At 67.8% G+C, this 15,684-nt stretch carries 16 protein-coding genes; 7 read left to right on the top strand and 9 right to left on the bottom strand.

Annotation, left to right across the window (positions count from 1 at the left end; translation table 11 throughout):
- Positions 1-75: 75 nt before the first annotated feature.
- Together trxB and trxA are read left to right on the top strand one after the other, a co-directional pair.
- The gene (gene trxB / locus ABTX78_RS11255; protein WP_352206531.1) at positions 76-1,050 is read left to right on the top strand and encodes a thioredoxin-disulfide reductase; all 975 of its coding nucleotides are present in this window, start codon (positions 76-78) and stop codon (positions 1,048-1,050) included.
- A gap of 46 nt (positions 1,051-1,096) precedes the next feature.
- A complete protein-coding gene (gene trxA / locus ABTX78_RS11250; protein ID WP_352206530.1) occupies positions 1,097-1,429 on the top strand; it encodes a thioredoxin in 333 nt (110 codons plus the stop codon).
- Between the two features lie 87 nt (positions 1,430-1,516).
- On the opposite strand, the gene ABTX78_RS11245 is transcribed toward trxA, so the two are convergent.
- The 9 genes from ABTX78_RS11245 to rpmH form a co-directional block, all read right to left on the bottom strand.
- Entirely contained in the window at positions 1,517-2,134 is a 618-nt protein-coding gene (locus ABTX78_RS11245; RefSeq protein ID WP_313945317.1) for a GNAT family N-acetyltransferase, read from the bottom strand.
- Between the two features lie 307 nt (positions 2,135-2,441).
- On the bottom strand, positions 2,442-3,539 hold the full coding sequence (locus tag ABTX78_RS11240) for a ParB/RepB/Spo0J family partition protein (protein WP_352206529.1): 1,098 nt from the start codon (positions 3,537-3,539) through the stop codon (positions 2,442-2,444).
- Complete coding sequence (locus ABTX78_RS11235; protein ID WP_352206614.1) at positions 3,536-4,612, bottom strand: ParA family protein; 1,077 nt, start codon at positions 4,610-4,612, stop codon at positions 3,536-3,538. Before ABTX78_RS11235 ends, ABTX78_RS11240 begins: the two co-directional genes overlap by 4 nt.
- 304 nt (positions 4,613-4,916) lie before the next feature.
- Positions 4,917-5,633: a 16S rRNA (guanine(527)-N(7))-methyltransferase RsmG gene (rsmG, locus tag ABTX78_RS11230; protein ID WP_352206528.1), complete on the bottom strand. Its 717-nt coding sequence runs from the start codon at positions 5,631-5,633 to the stop codon at positions 4,917-4,919.
- Between the two features lie 114 nt (positions 5,634-5,747).
- Complete coding sequence (locus tag ABTX78_RS11225) at positions 5,748-6,260, bottom strand: Jag family protein (RefSeq protein WP_352206527.1); 513 nt, start codon at positions 6,258-6,260, stop codon at positions 5,748-5,750.
- 18 nt (positions 6,261-6,278) lie between these two features.
- The gene (gene yidC, locus ABTX78_RS11220; protein ID WP_352206526.1) at positions 6,279-7,541 is read right to left on the bottom strand and encodes a membrane protein insertase YidC; all 1,263 of its coding nucleotides are present in this window, start codon (positions 7,539-7,541) and stop codon (positions 6,279-6,281) included.
- A gap of 3 nt (positions 7,542-7,544) precedes the next feature.
- Positions 7,545-7,904, bottom strand: a complete 360-nt coding sequence (gene yidD, locus ABTX78_RS11215) for a membrane protein insertion efficiency factor YidD (RefSeq protein WP_352206525.1) — start codon at positions 7,902-7,904, stop codon at positions 7,545-7,547.
- Positions 7,901-8,272, bottom strand: a complete 372-nt coding sequence (gene rnpA, locus ABTX78_RS11210) for a ribonuclease P protein component (protein WP_352206524.1) — start codon at positions 8,270-8,272, stop codon at positions 7,901-7,903. Before rnpA ends, yidD begins: the two co-directional genes overlap by 4 nt.
- 18 nt (positions 8,273-8,290) lie before the next feature.
- Entirely contained in the window at positions 8,291-8,428 is a 138-nt protein-coding gene (gene rpmH / locus ABTX78_RS11205; RefSeq protein WP_010985740.1) for a 50S ribosomal protein L34, read from the bottom strand.
- Between the two features lie 359 nt (positions 8,429-8,787).
- Between rpmH and dnaA the strand changes: the two genes are divergently transcribed.
- The 5 genes from dnaA (at position 8,788) to ABTX78_RS11180 (ending at position 15,306) form a co-directional block, all read left to right on the top strand.
- On the top strand, positions 8,788-10,602 hold the full coding sequence (gene dnaA / locus ABTX78_RS11200) for a chromosomal replication initiator protein DnaA (RefSeq protein WP_352206523.1): 1,815 nt from the start codon (positions 8,788-8,790) through the stop codon (positions 10,600-10,602).
- An 839-nt stretch (positions 10,603-11,441) separates the two neighbouring features.
- Positions 11,442-12,572 carry a DNA polymerase III subunit beta gene (dnaN, locus tag ABTX78_RS11195; protein WP_352206522.1) on the top strand — a complete coding sequence of 377 codons (1,131 nt, stop codon included), beginning with the start codon at positions 11,442-11,444 and terminating at the stop codon, positions 12,570-12,572.
- 119 nt (positions 12,573-12,691) lie between these two features.
- Positions 12,692-13,570, top strand: coding sequence for a phosphogluconate dehydrogenase (NAD(+)-dependent, decarboxylating) (gene gnd / locus ABTX78_RS11190; protein WP_352206521.1), 879 nt, complete (start codon positions 12,692-12,694; stop codon positions 13,568-13,570).
- Positions 13,571-13,600: 30 nt separating this feature from the next.
- Positions 13,601-14,764 carry a DNA replication/repair protein RecF gene (gene recF / locus ABTX78_RS11185; RefSeq protein ID WP_352206520.1) on the top strand — a complete coding sequence of 388 codons (1,164 nt, stop codon included), beginning with the start codon at positions 13,601-13,603 and terminating at the stop codon, positions 14,762-14,764.
- Positions 14,761-15,306, top strand: coding sequence for a DciA family protein (locus tag ABTX78_RS11180; RefSeq protein WP_352206519.1), 546 nt, complete (start codon positions 14,761-14,763; stop codon positions 15,304-15,306). Before recF ends, ABTX78_RS11180 begins: the two co-directional genes overlap by 4 nt.
- Positions 15,307-15,684 lie beyond the last annotated feature (378 nt).

The following is a 15,684-nucleotide window of genomic DNA, read 5'->3' as shown; positions in this document are numbered from 1 at the left end:
TCCGTTGGGTGGGATGAGAGTCATAGACCCGGCCCAGTAGGCAGTAGGCAGTCCGCAGAGACGAGGAAAAAAGCCGTGAGCGACGTCCGCAACGTGATCATCATTGGCTCTGGGCCGGCCGGTTACACGGCAGCCCTGTACACCGCGCGCGCATCGCTGCAGCCGCTGGTGTTCGAGGGTGCCGTCACCGCCGGTGGTGCGCTGATGAACACAACTGATGTGGAGAACTTCCCCGGCTTCCGCGACGGCATCATGGGCCCGGACCTGATGGACAACATGCGCGCTCAGGCCGAGCGGTTCGGTGCCGAGCTGGTCCCGGACGACATCGTCAACGTCGACCTCACGGGTGACATCAAGACCGTCACCGACACTGCCGGCACCGTCCACCGGGCGAAGGCCGTCATCGTCACAACAGGCTCACAGCACCGCAAGCTCGGTCTGCCGAACGAGGACGCGCTGTCCGGTCGGGGTGTCTCCTGGTGTGCGACCTGTGACGGGTTCTTCTTCAAGGGTCAGGACATCGCCGTGATCGGCGGCGGCGACACCGCCATGGAGGAGGCGACCTTCCTCTCCCGGTTCGCCAAGTCCGTCACCATCGTCCACCGCCGTGACACTCTGCGTGCCTCCAAGGCCATGCAGGACCGCGCCTTTGCCGACCCCAAGATCTCCTTCGCCTGGGACAGCGAGATCGCGCAGATCCACGGTGACCAGAAGCTCTCCGGTCTGACCTTGCGCAACACCAAGTCGGGCGAGACCTCTGAGCTTTCGGTGACCGGCCTGTTCATCGCCGTGGGCCACGACCCCCGGACGGAGCTCTTCAAGGGCCAGCTCGACCTGGACGACGAGGGCTACCTGAAGGTCGAAGCTCCGTCGACGCGGACCAACCTCACGGGCGTGTTCGGCGCCGGCGACGTCGTCGACCACACCTACCGCCAGGCCATCACGGCTGCCGGCACCGGCTGTTCGGCCGCTCTCGACGCCGAGCGCTACCTCGCGGCACTCGCCGACAGCGAGCAGCTCTCCGAGCCGGAGAAGACCCCCGCGGTCTGACCCTGAACCATCCTCCCCTCCACCCCGCAGAAGTAAGGAGGTCGCCGTGGCCGGCGCCCTGAAGAACGTTACCGACGACTCCTTCGAAGAGGACGTCCTCAAGAGCGACAAGCCCGTACTCGTGGACTTCTGGGCCGCCTGGTGCGGACCGTGCCGCCAGATCGCGCCGTCCCTCGAAGCGATCGCGGCCGAGCACGGCGACAAGATCGAGGTCGTCAAGCTGAACATCGACGAGAACCCCGCCACTGCTGCCAAGTACGGCGTCATGTCCATCCCGACGCTGAACGTGTACCAGAACGGTGAGGTCGCCAAGACCATCGTCGGGGCCAAGCCGAAGGCCGCGATCGTTCGCGACCTGGAGAACTTCATCACCGAGTAGCGCCGAGTCGTCACGGCGTCGATGTTTCACGTGAAACACGAATGGGCTCATCCCTCACCGGGATGAGCCCATCGTCGTAGGACGCGATCACAGAGGACGCAACGCCGGCTCCTTCTGGACCGCACCGAGGAGACGGTCGAGAGCGAGTTCCACGTCTTCCTTCCACGACAGCGTGGTCCTCAGCTCCAGTCTCAGCCTCGGGTTCGTCGGATGCGGTCGCACCGTCTTGAAGCCCACGGCGAGCAGATGGTCCGCCGGCAGTACGCAGGCGGGCTCCTTCCAGCGCGCGTCCCCGAAGGCTTCGATGGCGCGGAAGCCCCGTCGCAGCAAATCCTTGGCCACCGTCTGCACGATGACCCGGCCAAGACCCTGGCCCTGATAGCCAGGATTGATCCAAGCCGTCATCAGCTGGACGGCATCGGCCGAGACCGGACTCGTGGGGAACGCGGTGGAGCGGGGGACATAGGCCGGCGGCGCGTAGAGAACGAACCCCACCGGCACGTCGTCTACGTAGACCACGCGGCCGCAGGAGCCCCATTCGAGCAGCACCGCCGAGATCCAGGCTTCCTTCTCCAGCTCCGGCGTGCCCGCCTTTACTGCCGCTTCTCCGCTGACCGGATCAAGTTCCCAGAAGACGCACGCTCGGCATCGCTTGGGTAGGTCCGAAAGGTTGTCCAGCGTGAGGGGTACGAGCCGACGCCCCATGAAGGCTGTTCCTCGCTTCCTTCTCCGGCCGCGCTACGAGCGGCCGCCAGCGCGCTCCGTTCATGGAGCAGGCTGCTGATGAAGCCTCCTACTGCTCCCAGGCCCAGGCCTGCGGTGACCAGTTGGCTACGGCTAACCGTTCGCACGGTCCCTCGCCCTCCTCTGAGGTGGATCAAGGTGGATGCGCCTATACCAGAACGCATCGTATCCACCTGTTCCTGACATCGGTACCGCCAGATGGCAAAGGGCGGGCCGTGTCCGGTCAAACACCCGGACACGGCCCGCCCTTCAGGGGACCGAGGAAGCCTCAGGCCTCTTCGTCCTGCTCCGAGTCCTCGGTGAGGCCCTTCTCCAGGACTCGTCCCTCGCCCGGAGCGAGGGTGCCGAGGATGCGCTCCAGATCGTCTATCGAGGCGAACTCAACGACGATCTTTCCCTTCTTCTGACCCAGGTCGACCTTCACGCGGGTCTCGAAGCGGTCGGAGAGCCGGGAAGCCAGATCGGTGAGCGCCGGCGAGAGCCGGGTCCCCGCTCGCGGACTCTTCGGCTTGGCCGCACTCTTCGGGTTCGAGTTGATCAGCGTCACGATCTCCTCGACCGCACGCACCGACAGCCCCTCGGCCACGATGCGGTGGGCGAGGCGGTCCTGCTCGTCGGAGTCATCCACCGACAGCAACGCCCGTGCATGACCGGCCGAGAGAACGCCGGCAGCGACCCTGCGCTGAACGGGCGGCGACAGCCGCAGTAGCCGCAGCGTGTTCGACACCTGCGGACGGGACCGGCCGATCCGGTCCGCCAGCTGGTCGTGCGTGCAGTTGAAGTCCTTGAGCAGCTGGTCGTAGGCGGCAGCCTCTTCCAGCGGATTCAGCTGCGCACGGTGCAGGTTCTCCAGGAGCGCGTCCAGCAGAAGCTTCTCGTCGTCCGTGTGCCGGACGATCGCGGGGATCCGCTCGAGACCGGCCTCACGGCAGGCCCGCCAGCGGCGCTCGCCCATGATGAGCTCGTACCGCTCGGTTCCCAGCTGACGCACGACCACCGGCTGGAGGAGCCCGACCTCCTTGATGGAGGTAACGAGCTCCGCCAGGGCGTCTTCGTCGAAGACCTCACGAGGTTGACGCGGGTTCGGCGTGATTGCGTCGAGAGGCAGTTCGGCGAAGTGCGCGCTGAGCGACTCCTCGGGCTCCGCCGCAGCTTCCGGCTCCGGTGCGGGCATCGTCGCGTCGGGCGCGACGGCGGCCGATGGCAGCGTTGCCACCTTGGCGGCAGCCACACCCCGCTCCGCGGTCAGTACCGGACCTGCCCCCGGAGAGTTGGATGCCCCGCTGGGCGGCACCTGCTTCTCCTGGGGAGCGGCAGGGATCAGCGCACCGAGCCCACGCCCCAACCCTCTACGTCGCTCACTCACTGGATGCCCTCCGAGATGTTCTGCTGGCTGTTCTGGCCGCCCAGCTGGGCGTGCTGCGGGTCGTACTGGACACCGACACCGCGGAGTGCGATCTCACGAGCTGCTTCCAGATACGACAGGGAACCACTGGAACCCGGATCGTAGGTCAGCACCGTCTGTCCGTAACTCGGGGCCTCCGAGATGCGCACCGAGCGGGGGATGCTCGTCCGCAAGACCTCCTCACCGAAGTGACTACGGACCTCGTCCGCCACCTGGGAGGCAAGGCGGGTTCGGCCGTCGTACATGGTGAGGAGAATCGTCGACACATGCAGATCGGGGTTCAGATGCCCGCGGACAAGGTCCACGTTTCTCAGCAACTGCCCCAGGCCCTCCAGTGCGTAGTACTCGCACTGGATGGGGATGAGCACCTCCGCACCGGCCACCAGCGCATTGACGGTCAGCAGACCGAGCGAGGGCGGGCAGTCGATGAGGATGTAGTCCAGTGGCTGCTCATAGGCCTGGATAGCCCGCTGCAGTCGGCTCTCCCGCGCCACCAGCGACACCAACTCGATCTCCGCACCGGCGAGATCGATGGTGGCTGGGGCGCAGAAGAGGCCTTCGACGTCCGGGACGGGCTGGACCACGTCGGAGAGCGGCTTGCTCTCCACCAGGACGTCATAGATGGAGGGGACTTCGGCGTGATGGTCGATCCCCAACGCCGTGGAGGCGTTGCCCTGTGGATCCAGGTCGACCACCAGCACGCGCGCGCCGTGCAGCGCGAGCGAGGCAGCGAGGTTGACCGTGGTGGTGGTCTTCCCTACGCCGCCCTTCTGGTTGGCGACGACCATGACGCGTGTCTGGTCAGGTCGGGGCAGACCTTCACCGGCACGCCCCAGCGCCTCCACGGCCAGCTGGGCAGCTCGACCGATGGGGGTGTCGTCCATAGGGGGCGGTGTTTCACGTGAAACATCGTCCCCTGGCGACTCAGTACGGGGACCGGGGACCGGATCGGTCATCGGTCCCGCGATGTTGGCGTCGGACCGCAAGGATTCACTCTCCTCGACTTCAGACTCGCGATGAACAGAGCCTGCCATGCTTTCGGGGTCGTGAACCAGCGAGGCCCGTGGTTCTGTGGAGGAATCCACCTCTGTGGACATCCCCCTAGCCCTTACGAGGGGCGCACGGTTCCGAATCGGGGCGGCTGCTCGGCCGCGGCTGATGATTCCCTGCAGCAGTGAGCGACGTTTCACGTGAAACACGATGCACGCGCCACCGGACTACAACCGCACGACACTCCGAAATGCGTACGTATGGAAGCTTGTATGGAGCATCGCTCATAGACAGTACGGACTGGACACACATGGCGACGGGATCACGAGAGCGGGATCAGGCACGGGATCAGCGGCGCCGCCGGGTGCGACTGGTACGGGCGGCCTTCGCCCGCTTGGCCGCGAAACGCACCCCGCCGGGGCTCTCGCCGACCTCCACCCGCACCACGGTGGAGAGCGGATCGACGTGGCCCTCGCCGACATGTAGCACCGAGGTCTCCACGACGCCGAGCTTGCTCAGCGCCGCCCGCGCCCCCTGGAGCTCCTCCTCAGCGGTGTCGCCCTTGAGCGCCAGCATCTCCCCGTAGGGACGCAGCAGTGGGACTCCCCAGCCGGCCAGCCGGTCGAGCGGAGCCACAGCGCGCGCCGTCACCACATGGACGGGAGGCAGCGAGCCGAGGACCTCCTCGGCCCGCCCCCGCACCACGGTCACATGGTCGAGCCCCAGCAGCTCGACCACTTCCTGGAGGAAGTTCGTCCTTCGCAGCAGCGGTTCCAGGAGCGTGATCTTCAGATCGGGGCGCACCAGGGCGAGCGGGATACCCGGGAGTCCCGCTCCGGAGCCGACATCGCAGACCGTGACGTTCTCCGGCACCACCTCGGAGAGCACAGCGCAGTTCAGCAGGTGCCGCTCCCACAGCCGCGGCACCTCGCGCGGACCGATCAGGCCGCGCTTCACGCCGGCGTCCGCGAGCAGCTCCGCATAGCGCACGGCTTCCGGGAAGAAGTCGCCGAATACCGCCCGCGCTTCCTCAGGAGCCTGAGGAAGCTCTGCTGCCTCCGTCACGGGGACCGTCCTTCCGTACCGCACTGCCGCAATGTGGACCGTGGTGGCTGACTATCAGGCTGACAAAGATCGGCCCCGTCTGCGAAACAGACGGGGCCGAGGAAACGATGGTGGTCAGGCAGGGAGGACGACGACGAAGCGCTGCGGCTCCTCGCCCTCGGACTCGCTGCGCAGACCCGCGGCGGCCACCGCGTCGTGCACAACCTTGCGCTCGAAGGGTGTCATCGGGTCGAGCTTGACCGGCTCGCCGGAGCTCTTCACCTCGTCGGCAGCCTTGGCACCGAGCTCGGCGAGTTCGGTGCGCTTCCTGGCACGGAAGCCCGCGATGTCCAGCATCAGCCGGCTGCGGTCACCGGTCTCGCGGTGCACGGCGAGCCGGGTCAGCTCCTGGAGGGCTTCCAGGACCTCCCCGTCACGGCCGACGAGCTTCTGCAGATCCCGGCTGCTCGCGTCGCTGATGATCGACACCGCGGCCCGGTCGGCCTCGACGTCCATGTCGATGTCACCGTCGAGGTCGGCGATGTCGAGCAGACCCTCGAGGTAGTCGGCGGCGATCTCCCCTTCCTGCTCGAGGCGGGTCAGGGTGTCGCCACTGTCTACGGCAGCGGGGATGGTGCCTTCCGTCACGGATGGACTCCTTCTTGCTTACTTCTTGGACGACGGGTGCTTGGGCCGCTGCTGGCCCTTGCGCTGTCCGGACTTGGGCTGCTGACGCGCGGATCCGGAAGGGGACTTGCCGGCCGGGTTCGGCTTGGCGTCCTCCGGAGCGTTCTTCTCCAGGGAGGGCTTGGCCGGTGCGTCATCCGCGCTCTTGGCCGTACCCGCCTGGGCAGCGGCGGACGAGCGCTTGGCCTTGGTCTGCCGCTTGGGCTGCTGGCGCCGCTGGGCACCGGCGCCCTCCGCCTCGACCGCGGCAGCGTCGCTCTTGATCACCGTGCCGTCCGCCTGAGCCGCAAAGCCCGCCTTGGCCAGACCGGTGATGAACTTGCGCTCGTTGTCGTTGCGGTCAGTGCCCTTGGCGACGATGGCCTGGATGACGGTCCGCTTGCGGCGCGACTTCACCTCGCCCGAAGCGGTGACGCTCTTCAGCACACGCTGCAGGTAGTGGTCCTGAGCCTTGCTGCCGGGGGTGGGGTTCTGGTTGATGACGAACATCTGCTGGCCCATGGTCCACACGTTGGTGGTCAGCCAGTAGACGAGAACACCGACGGGGAAGTTGATGCCCATCACGGCGAAGATGACCGGGAAGATGTACATCAGCATCTTCTGCTGCTGCATGTACGGGGTCTTCACCGTCAGGTCGACGTTCTTCAGCATCAGCTGGCGCTGCGTGTAGAACTGGGACGCCGACATCAGCACGATCATGACCGCGGTGACGATCCGGACATCCGTCAGGGTCGCGTTGAGCGCATCGACCTTTTCGGGGCTGTCCATGAACTTCGCGGCGATCGGGGCACCGAAGATGTGGGCCTGCCGGGCACTGTCGACCAGGTTCTGGTTGAGAACGCCGATCTGGTCACCCGAGGCGATCTTGCTGAGCACGTGGTACAGCGCGAAGAAGAACGGCGACTGAGCCAGGATGGGAAGGCAGGAGGAGAGCGGGTTCGTACCCGTCTCCTTGTACAGCTTCATCATCTCTTCGGACTGACGCTGCTTGTCGCTCTTGTAGCGCTCCTGGATCGCCTTCATCTTGGGCTGGAGCGCCTGCATGTTCCGCGTCGCCTTGATCTGCTTCACGAACAGCGGGATCAGGCAGATCCGGATGAGGATCACCAGCGACACGATCGACAGCCCCCAGGCCCAGCCCGTGTCCGGGCCGAAGATCGCCCCGTAGAGACTGTGGAACTGGACGATGACCCACGAAACTGGCGTGGTGATGAAGCTGAAGATACTGGCAATCGTGTCCACTAATCAGGCTCCTTGAGCATTGGGCGAGGTCTCTGCGACCGGACTCGGAAGGTCGGTGGCCGACTCCCGGGACGGCGCATCAGCGGCGGATTGCCCGCCCTTGCTGCCGCGCAAGGCATCACGCAGCATTGCGTGCCACCGCGGACGCTTGCGTGGTGGCACATGGTCCACACCGCCCGGCGACCACGGGTTGCACCGCAGGATGCGCCAGGCGGTCAATGCTGTGCCCTTGATCGCACCGTGACGGTCGATGGCCGTGTAGCCGTAGTGCGAACACGACGGGTAGTACCTGCAGACGGGCCCCAGCATGGGGCTGATCGTCCACTGATACAGCTTGATCAGGGCCAGCAACGGGTACTTCATCGCGCGCCCCCTCCCAGCAACCGCTCGAAAGCGGCGTCCAGGTCTCGGGCCAGCTGTGCTTGGTCGGCGTCACCCGCGCCGGGCAGCGCCCGTACGACCACCAGGCTACCGGGGGGCAGCTCGGCGAGACGATCGCGCATCAGGTGCCTCAGACGACGCTTGACCTTGTTGCGTACGACCGCTCCGCCCACTGCCTTGCTCACGACGAAACCCGCACACGTCGGGGGAGCTGTCTCCCCCGTCGCGTGCGGGTCCGTGGCACCGCTGCGTAGATGGACGACGAGGAGCGGGCGTCCGGCCCGGCGTCCTCGGCGTACCGCGGTCGCGAAGTCCTCGCGCCGCCTCAGCCGATTCTCGGTAGGCAGCACGTCATGACCTGTAAGTGATCAGGCGGACAGGCTGGCGCGACCCTTGCCACGGCGAGACGCGAGAATCGCGCGGCCGGCACGGGTACGCATGCGCAGACGGAAGCCGTGGGTCTTGGCACGACGACGGTTGTTCGGCTGGAAGGTGCGCTTGCTCACTCGGGGGCTCCAGTTAAAGATCGTGGGTGGCGGGACATCGCCTGGCTGTCACCGTGCGCCCACGAGTAGCTCGCAATACGCCCGAGTGCACCGCTTCACGATCACAGACCGTGATCTTTGCCCATCGGAGGCAGGCGGCAGCAGCCATCGACAACTCGACCTGGTCACGGTACGCGCGGCTACGCCATCCGGTCAAACCAGCCCCGGGGCGGGCCCCACTGTGCACAGGCTGTGGACAACAACTTGAACCGCGCGGGTCGCCCTGACTACCTTGGCGGAACTCCTATTCCTTTCCTGCCTGTCTTCCTATCCCGTCCCGAGAACCACACATTCGTGGGACCTGCGAGAGAGCGTGCCTTGTGGCTGATGTACCTGCCGATCTTGCCGCAGTGTGGCCACGAGTGCTGGAACAGCTCCTCGCAGAGGGCCAGCAGGGCATCGAGTCCAAGGACAAGCAGTGGATCGAGCGCTGCCAGCCTCTCGCACTGGTCGCCGACACCGCACTGCTCGCCGTCCCCAATGAATGGGGCAAGCGTGTCCTCGAGGGCCGCCTCGCCCCACTGATCAGCGAGACGCTGAGCCGCGAGTGCGGACGCCCGATCCGGATCGCGATCACCGTCGACGACTCCGCGGGGGAGCCCCCGCCCCCGCCGTCGCAGTCGTCCGCGCCGCAGCAGTCGCAGGCACCCCTCTATCAGGGGCCGCGTCACGACGAGCCCCAGGACGACCGCTACCGGGGATACGGTCACCGGCCCTCCGACGACGGTCTGCCGGAGATTCGTCCGGCCTATCCGGAGTACCAGCAGCAGCGGCAGGAGCAGGAGTACCAGCAGCAGCGACAGGACTCCGACTATCAGCAGCAGCGGCACGAGCCCGGAGCCTGGCCGCGTACGCAGGAGGACCTGTCGTGGCAGCAGCCGCGGCTCGGCGGTTTCCAGGACCGCGACCCGTACGCCACCACCAGACCCCACCAGCCGCAGCGCGACTACCGGTCGCCGCAGCCGCCGGAGCGTCAGCAGTACGAGCAGCACCGGCCGGAGCGCCGTGAGATGGAGCCCCAGTCTCCGCACCGCGGTGTCTCCCAGGGAGCGCCCGGGCCGCTGGGTGCCCAGCCGTCGCCGGCGCCCGGGCCCGGCGAGCCGCATGCCCGGCTGAATCCGAAGTACCTCTTCGACACCTTCGTCATCGGAGCGTCGAACCGGTTCGCGCACGCGGCCGCCGTCGCGGTGGCCGAGGCCCCGGCGAAGGCGTACAACCCGCTCTTCATCTACGGGGAGTCGGGCCTCGGCAAGACACACCTGCTGCACGCCATCGGGCACTACGCGCGCAGCCTCTATCCGGGGACGCGGGTGCGGTACGTGAGCTCGGAGGAGTTCACCAACGAGTTCATCAACTCGATCCGCGACGGCAAGGGCGACACGTTCCGCAAGCGCTACCGCGATGTGGACATCCTGCTGGTCGACGACATCCAGTTCCTCGCGAGCAAGGAGTCGACGCAGGAGGAGTTCTTCCACACCTTCAACACGCTCCACAACGCGAACAAGCAGATCGTGCTCTCCTCGGACCGGCCGCCCAAGCAGCTGATGACGCTGGAGGACCGGCTGCGGAACCGTTTCGAATGGGGCCTGACGACGGATGTACAGCCGCCGGAGCTGGAGACGCGGATCGCGATCCTGCGGAAGAAGGCCGTCCAGGAGCAGCTCAACGCTCCGCCGGAGGTGCTGGAGTTCATCGCCTCCCGTATCTCACGCAACATCCGTGAGCTGGAGGGTGCGCTGATCCGGGTGACGGCCTTCGCCTCGCTCAACCGGCAGCCGGTAGACCTCGGACTCACCGAGATCGTGCTGAAGGACCTGATCCCCGGTGGCGAGGACTCGGCGCCGGAGATCACCGCGAGCGCCATCATGGCCGCCACCGCCGACTACTTCGGTCTCACGGTGGAGGACCTCTGCGGCTCCTCCCGCAGCCGGGTGCTCGTCACGGCCCGGCAGATCGCCATGTATCTGTGCCGGGAGCTCACCGATCTGTCGCTGCCGAAGATCGGCGCGCAGTTCGGCGGCCGTGACCACACCACCGTGATGCACGCCGACCGCAAGATCCGCGCCCTGATGGCCGAGCGGCGCTCGATCTACAACCAGGTCACCGAGCTCACCAACCGCATCAAGAACGGCTGACGCGGCCGCTCGACACCCCTTCGCAGCGCCCCGGGACCTCAGATCCCGGGGCGTTCCGCTGTGCGGCGCGCGGCCGCAGACCGGAGCGAGCGGTGCCGGCTGTTCGAATACGCGACCGGACGGAAGGGTTCTCCACAGATCTGGGGAAGATCTCCCGTCCACAGCCTGGGGACCGGGAAGTTGTCCAGACCGCGTCCACAGGTACGGTTGCCGAGACCTCATCACAGCAGGTCAGTGCCTTGTGGATTTGTGGCCAACCGCGCTCCACAGACTGTGGACACAGAAATCGTCCACAGGCCATGATCGACGTTGTCCACCGGCGACCCACAGGCTGCGCCGCGTTGCCCACAGCTTCTCCACACCGCTGTCCACTGTTCGGCAACGAAACACGCCCTCTCACCGTGTCGAGTGAAAGCCGTCACACCAGGGTGGCAGGTTGGCCTGTGGGGAACGTGGGTAAAGCTGGGGACAGCGCTGGGGAGAAGTCCCCTCCGGCTGTGCATCGGATGTGCAGAACTTTCCGGTGTCCACAGAAACCCCCGGTTGTCCACCGGTCCCGCCCACAGGCGCGGTGGACAAAAAAGTGGGTCTGACCTGGGAAAACGACGTTATCCACGGTTTCCACAGGCCCTACTACTACTCCCACTTAGAGTTACCGGGAAATTCGCTTCGAAGAAGGCCCTGTGCACAACTCGAGCCCGGAGCCCGGCGCACCGGTCGCCACGACTTGACCCCGACCCGCACCGACTGTCGGCGCCGTGCGTCAGACTGGTCCCCGGCAACACAGCCGACGACGAAGGCCAGCAAGGGCGAGCCAGCAACAGCAGGAGGCGGTTCCGGTGAAGATCCGGGTTGAGCGCGATGTACTCGCGGAGGCGGTGGCCTGGGTGGCCCGGAGCCTCCCGGCCCGTCCGCCGGCGCCCGTACTTGCCGGCCTTCTGCTGAAGGCCGAGGACGGCGCCCTCAGCTTCTCGAGCTTCGACTACGAGGTCTCGGCCAAGGTCTCCGTGGAGGCGGAGGTCGACGAGGGCGGCACCGTGCTCGTCTCCGGCCGCCTGCTCGCCGACATCTGCCGCGCCCTCCCCAACCGGCCGGTGGAGATTTCCACAGACGGTGTACGAGCGACCGTGGTCTGCGGCTCCTCGCGATTCACACTCCACACCCTGCCTGTGGAGGAGTACCCGGCGCTGCCGCAGATGCCTACCGCGACCGGCACCGTGCCCGGTGAGGTCTTCGCCTCCGCCGCCGCGCAGGTCGCCATCGCCGCCGGCCGCGACGACACCCTGCCCGTGCTCACCGGTGTGCGGATCGAGATCGAGGGCGACACCGTCACCCTGGCCTCCACCGACCGCTACCGCTTCGCGGTCCGCGAGTTCCTGTGGAAGCCGGAGAACCCGGACGCGTCCGCCGTCGCCCTGGTGCCCGCCAAGACGCTCCTGGACACCGCCAAGGCGCTCACCAGTGGCGACACGGTGACGCTCGCGCTCTCCAGCTCCGGCGCCGGCGAGGGCCTGATCGGTTTCGAGGGCGCCGGCCGGCGCACCACCACCCGCCTCCTCGAAGGCGATCTGCCGAAGTACCGGACGCTGTTCCCGACCGAGTTCAACTCCGTCGCGGTGATCGAGACCGCGCCCTTCGTCGAGGCCGTGAAGCGTGTGGCCCTGGTGGCCGAGCGCAACACTCCGGTCCGGCTCAGCTTCGAGCAGGGCGTGCTGATCCTGGAGGCCGGCTCCAGTGACGATGCACAGGCTGTGGAGCGTGTGGACGCGCAGCTGGAGGGCGACGACATCTCGATCGCCTTCAACCCGACCTTCCTGCTCGACGGTCTGAGCGCGATCGACTCGCCGGTCGCCCAGCTCTCGTTCACGACGTCCACGAAGCCCGCGCTGCTGAGCGGCAGGCCGGCTGTGGATGCCGAGGCGGACGAGGCGTACAAGTACCTGATCATGCCCGTACGGCTCTCCGGCTGAGCCCACAGGGCGCGGAGCCTTCCGTGGCCTGCTCACTCTCCGAGCAGGGCTGCCGGGCTGCTCCGGGCGTAGGCTCGGAGCCGGGTACGAATCGGCTTACAACGCTAAAGGAACTTCAGATGGAGCTCGGTCTCGTCGGCCTCGGCAAGATGGGCGGCAACATGCGCGAGCGCATTCGCCGCGCGGGCCACACCGTCCTCGGCTACGACCGCAACGCGGACCTCGCCGATGTCCACAGCCTGCAGGAACTTGTGGAGAAGCTGAAGGCCCCGCGGGTCGTGTGGGTCATGGTCCCCGCGGGCGCCGCGACCCAGTCGACGATCGACGAGCTGGCCGCGCTGCTGTCCCCCGGTGATGTCGTCGTGGACGGCGGCAACTCTCGCTGGACCGACGACGAGAAGCACGCGGTCGAGCTGGGCCTCAAGGACATCGGCTTCGTCGACTGCGGTGTCTCCGGCGGTGTCTGGGGCCTGGAGAATGGCTACGCGCTGATGTACGGCGGGACCGCCGAGAACGTGGCGAAGGTCCAGCCGATCTTCGACGCGCTCAAGCCCGAGGGCGACTTCGGCTCCGTCCACGCCGGCAAGGTCGGCGCCGGCCACTTCGCCAAGATGGTCCACAACGGCATCGAGTACGCCATGATGCAGGCCTACGCCGAGGGCTGGGAGCTGCTCGAGAAGGTCAACTCGGTCACCGATGTGCGTGAGGTCTTCCGCTCCTGGCAGGAGGGCACCGTCATCCGCTCGTGGCTGCTCGACCTGGCGGTCAACGCCCTCGACGAGGACGAGCACCTGGAGAAGCTGCGGGGTTATGCACAGGACAGCGGCGAGGGCCGGTGGACTGTGGAAGCCGCGATCGACAACGCGGTACCGCTGCCCGCGATCACCGCGGCGTTGTTCGCCCGGTTCGCCTCCCGCCAGGACGACTCCCCGCAGATGAAGATGATCGCCGCGCTGCGCAACCAGTTCGGCGGCCACGCGGTGGAGAACACGAAGTAAGTCCCAGCCGGGGGAGGTCGGCGCACATCCATGCACGTCACGCACTTGTCGCTGGCCGACTTCCGCTCGTACGCCCGGGTCGAGGTCCCGCTCGATCCGGGCGTCACCTCGTTCGTGGGGGCGAACGGGCAGGGCAAGACCAATCTCGTCGAGGCGGTCGGCTATCTCGCGACGCTGGCCAGCCACCGCGTCTCGTCGGACGCCCCCCTGGTGCGCATGGGCGCCGAGCGTGCGGTGATCCGTGCGGCCGTGACGCAGGGCGAGCGGTCCCAGCTGGTCGAGCTCGAACTCAACCCGGGGCGGGCGAACCGGGCGCGTATCAACAGGTCGTCGCAGGTCAGGCCGCGTGATGTGCTGGGGATCGTGCGCACGGTGCTGTTCGCGCCGGAGGACCTCGCGCTCGTGAAGGGTGACCCTGGCGAGCGGCGCCGGTTCCTGGACGAGCTCGTCACGGCGCGCTCGCCGCGGATGGCCGGGGTCCGCTCCGACTACGACCGTGTGCTCAAGCAGCGCAACACCCTGCTGAAGTCGGCGGCGATGGCGCGGCGGCACGGCGGACGCGGGATGGACCTGTCCACCCTGGACGTCTGGGACCAACATCTGGCGCGTGCGGGCTCGGAGTTGCTGGCGCAGCGCGCCGAACTGATCGCCGCTCTGCAGCCGCTCGCGGACAAGGCGTACGACGCGCTGGCCCCCGGCGGCGGGCCCTTGGCGCTGGAGTACCGTTCCTCCGCCGGTGCGGCGGAATCCGGAGCGGACGAACCCCCGGTCGCCGCCGCCGACGGGCCGAGCGGCCGGGACGAGCTGTACGCACAGCTGATCGCCGCGCTCGGCGAGGTGCGCAAGCAGGAGATCGAGCGGGGCGTGACGCTGGTCGGGCCGCACCGGGACGAGCTGGTGCTCAAGCTCGGGCAGCTGCCGGCCAAGGGGTACGCCAGCCACGGAGAGTCCTGGTCCTATGCGCTGGCGCTGCGGCTGGCCTCGTACGACCTGCTCCGCGCGGAGGGGAACGAGCCCGTGCTCGTCCTGGACGACGTTTTCGCCGAGCTGGATGTGAAGCGGCGCGAGCGCCTGGCGGAACTGGTGGCTCCTGGTGAGCAGGTCCTGGTGACGGCGGCCGTCGACGACGATGTGCCGGAGGTGCTGGCCGGGGCCCGGTACGCCGTCGCCGGCGGCGAGGTGGAACGCGTATGAGCGACGAGATTCCGACCGGTACCCCACAGGAACCCCAGACGTCCGGGGTCGACCTGGCGCGGGTAGCGCTGCGCGCCGCGAAGGAGCAGGCGCGGGCGCGGGGTGCGGCGGCGCAGGAGAAGCGGCAGGCCAGGCGGGGCGGCGGGCTGCGCTCCGGGGCACGCGCGGACGGCCGCGACCCCCTGCCGCTGGGCTCGGCCATCAACCGGCTGATCACCGAGCGCGGCTGGGAGACCCCGGCCGCGGTGGGCGGGGTGATGGGCCGCTGGCCGCAGATCGTGGGCGAGGACCTCGCGAACCACTGTGTGCCGCTTCGGTACGACGAGGACCCCGACGAGCGGGTGCTGACGGTGCAGTGCGACTCGACGGCCTGGGCGACGCAGCTGCGGCTGCTGGCGCCGCGCCTGGTGGCCCGCCTGAACGAGGACCTGGGACACGGCACGGTTCGGCTGATCAAGGTGCTGGGACCCGGAGGGCCGCGCAAGGGGTACGGACCGCTGCGGGCGCCGGGGAGCGTGGGCCCGGGGGACACGTACGGGTGAGCCCGGGCGGGTTTCTCGCAACCCGGCCCTTCGCCGCCGCCCGGAACCGTCACCTCCGTACGGCCACCGGGTGACCCGCCCCGGAACGGGGGGGAACCGGAGCCGGCGCTGCCGGGGTCCTCCGGACCGACGGCACCGGGAGCCACCGGGTCCGTCCTCGCGCCCTCCGGTGTCCTTCTTCGGCGCACATCCGCCGTCGCGGGATGTGCGTCACACCGGGTCCTGCCGACCGTTCCGGACCGAGGCCACCGCGTACCCGGATTGCGCCGCCCGGGCCCACGATCCCGCCCCAAGCGGACCCCTCACTTCCCCCCTGTATCACCCGCATCGCCCCGGGTGTCCCTCACCGTAGCCAGAGGTTGACAGCCCGAAGCTCTC

It is taken from the genome of Streptomyces sp. NPDC096193, assembly GCF_040302905.1.
GTDB lineage: Bacteria > Actinomycetota > Actinomycetes > Streptomycetales > Streptomycetaceae > Streptomyces.
This window is presented reverse-complemented; position numbering and strand designations above follow the sequence as displayed.

Coding starts and splice junctions, on each gene's coding strand:
- ABTX78_RS11245 (WP_313945317.1), bottom strand. CDS start 2,134: ATGGGGCGTCGGCTCGTACCCCTCACGCTGGACAACCTTTCGGACCTA.
- ABTX78_RS11235 (WP_352206614.1), bottom strand. CDS start 4,612: ATGGCAGGCTCTGTTCATCGCGAGTCTGAAGTCGAGGAGAGTGAATCC.
- yidD (WP_352206525.1), bottom strand. CDS start 7,904: ATGAAGTACCCGTTGCTGGCCCTGATCAAGCTGTATCAGTGGACGATC.
- gnd (WP_352206521.1), top strand. CDS start 12,692: ATGGAGCTCGGTCTCGTCGGCCTCGGCAAGATGGGCGGCAACATGCGC.
- recF (WP_352206520.1), top strand. CDS start 13,601: ATGCACGTCACGCACTTGTCGCTGGCCGACTTCCGCTCGTACGCCCGG.
- ABTX78_RS11180 (WP_352206519.1), top strand. CDS start 14,761: ATGAGCGACGAGATTCCGACCGGTACCCCACAGGAACCCCAGACGTCC.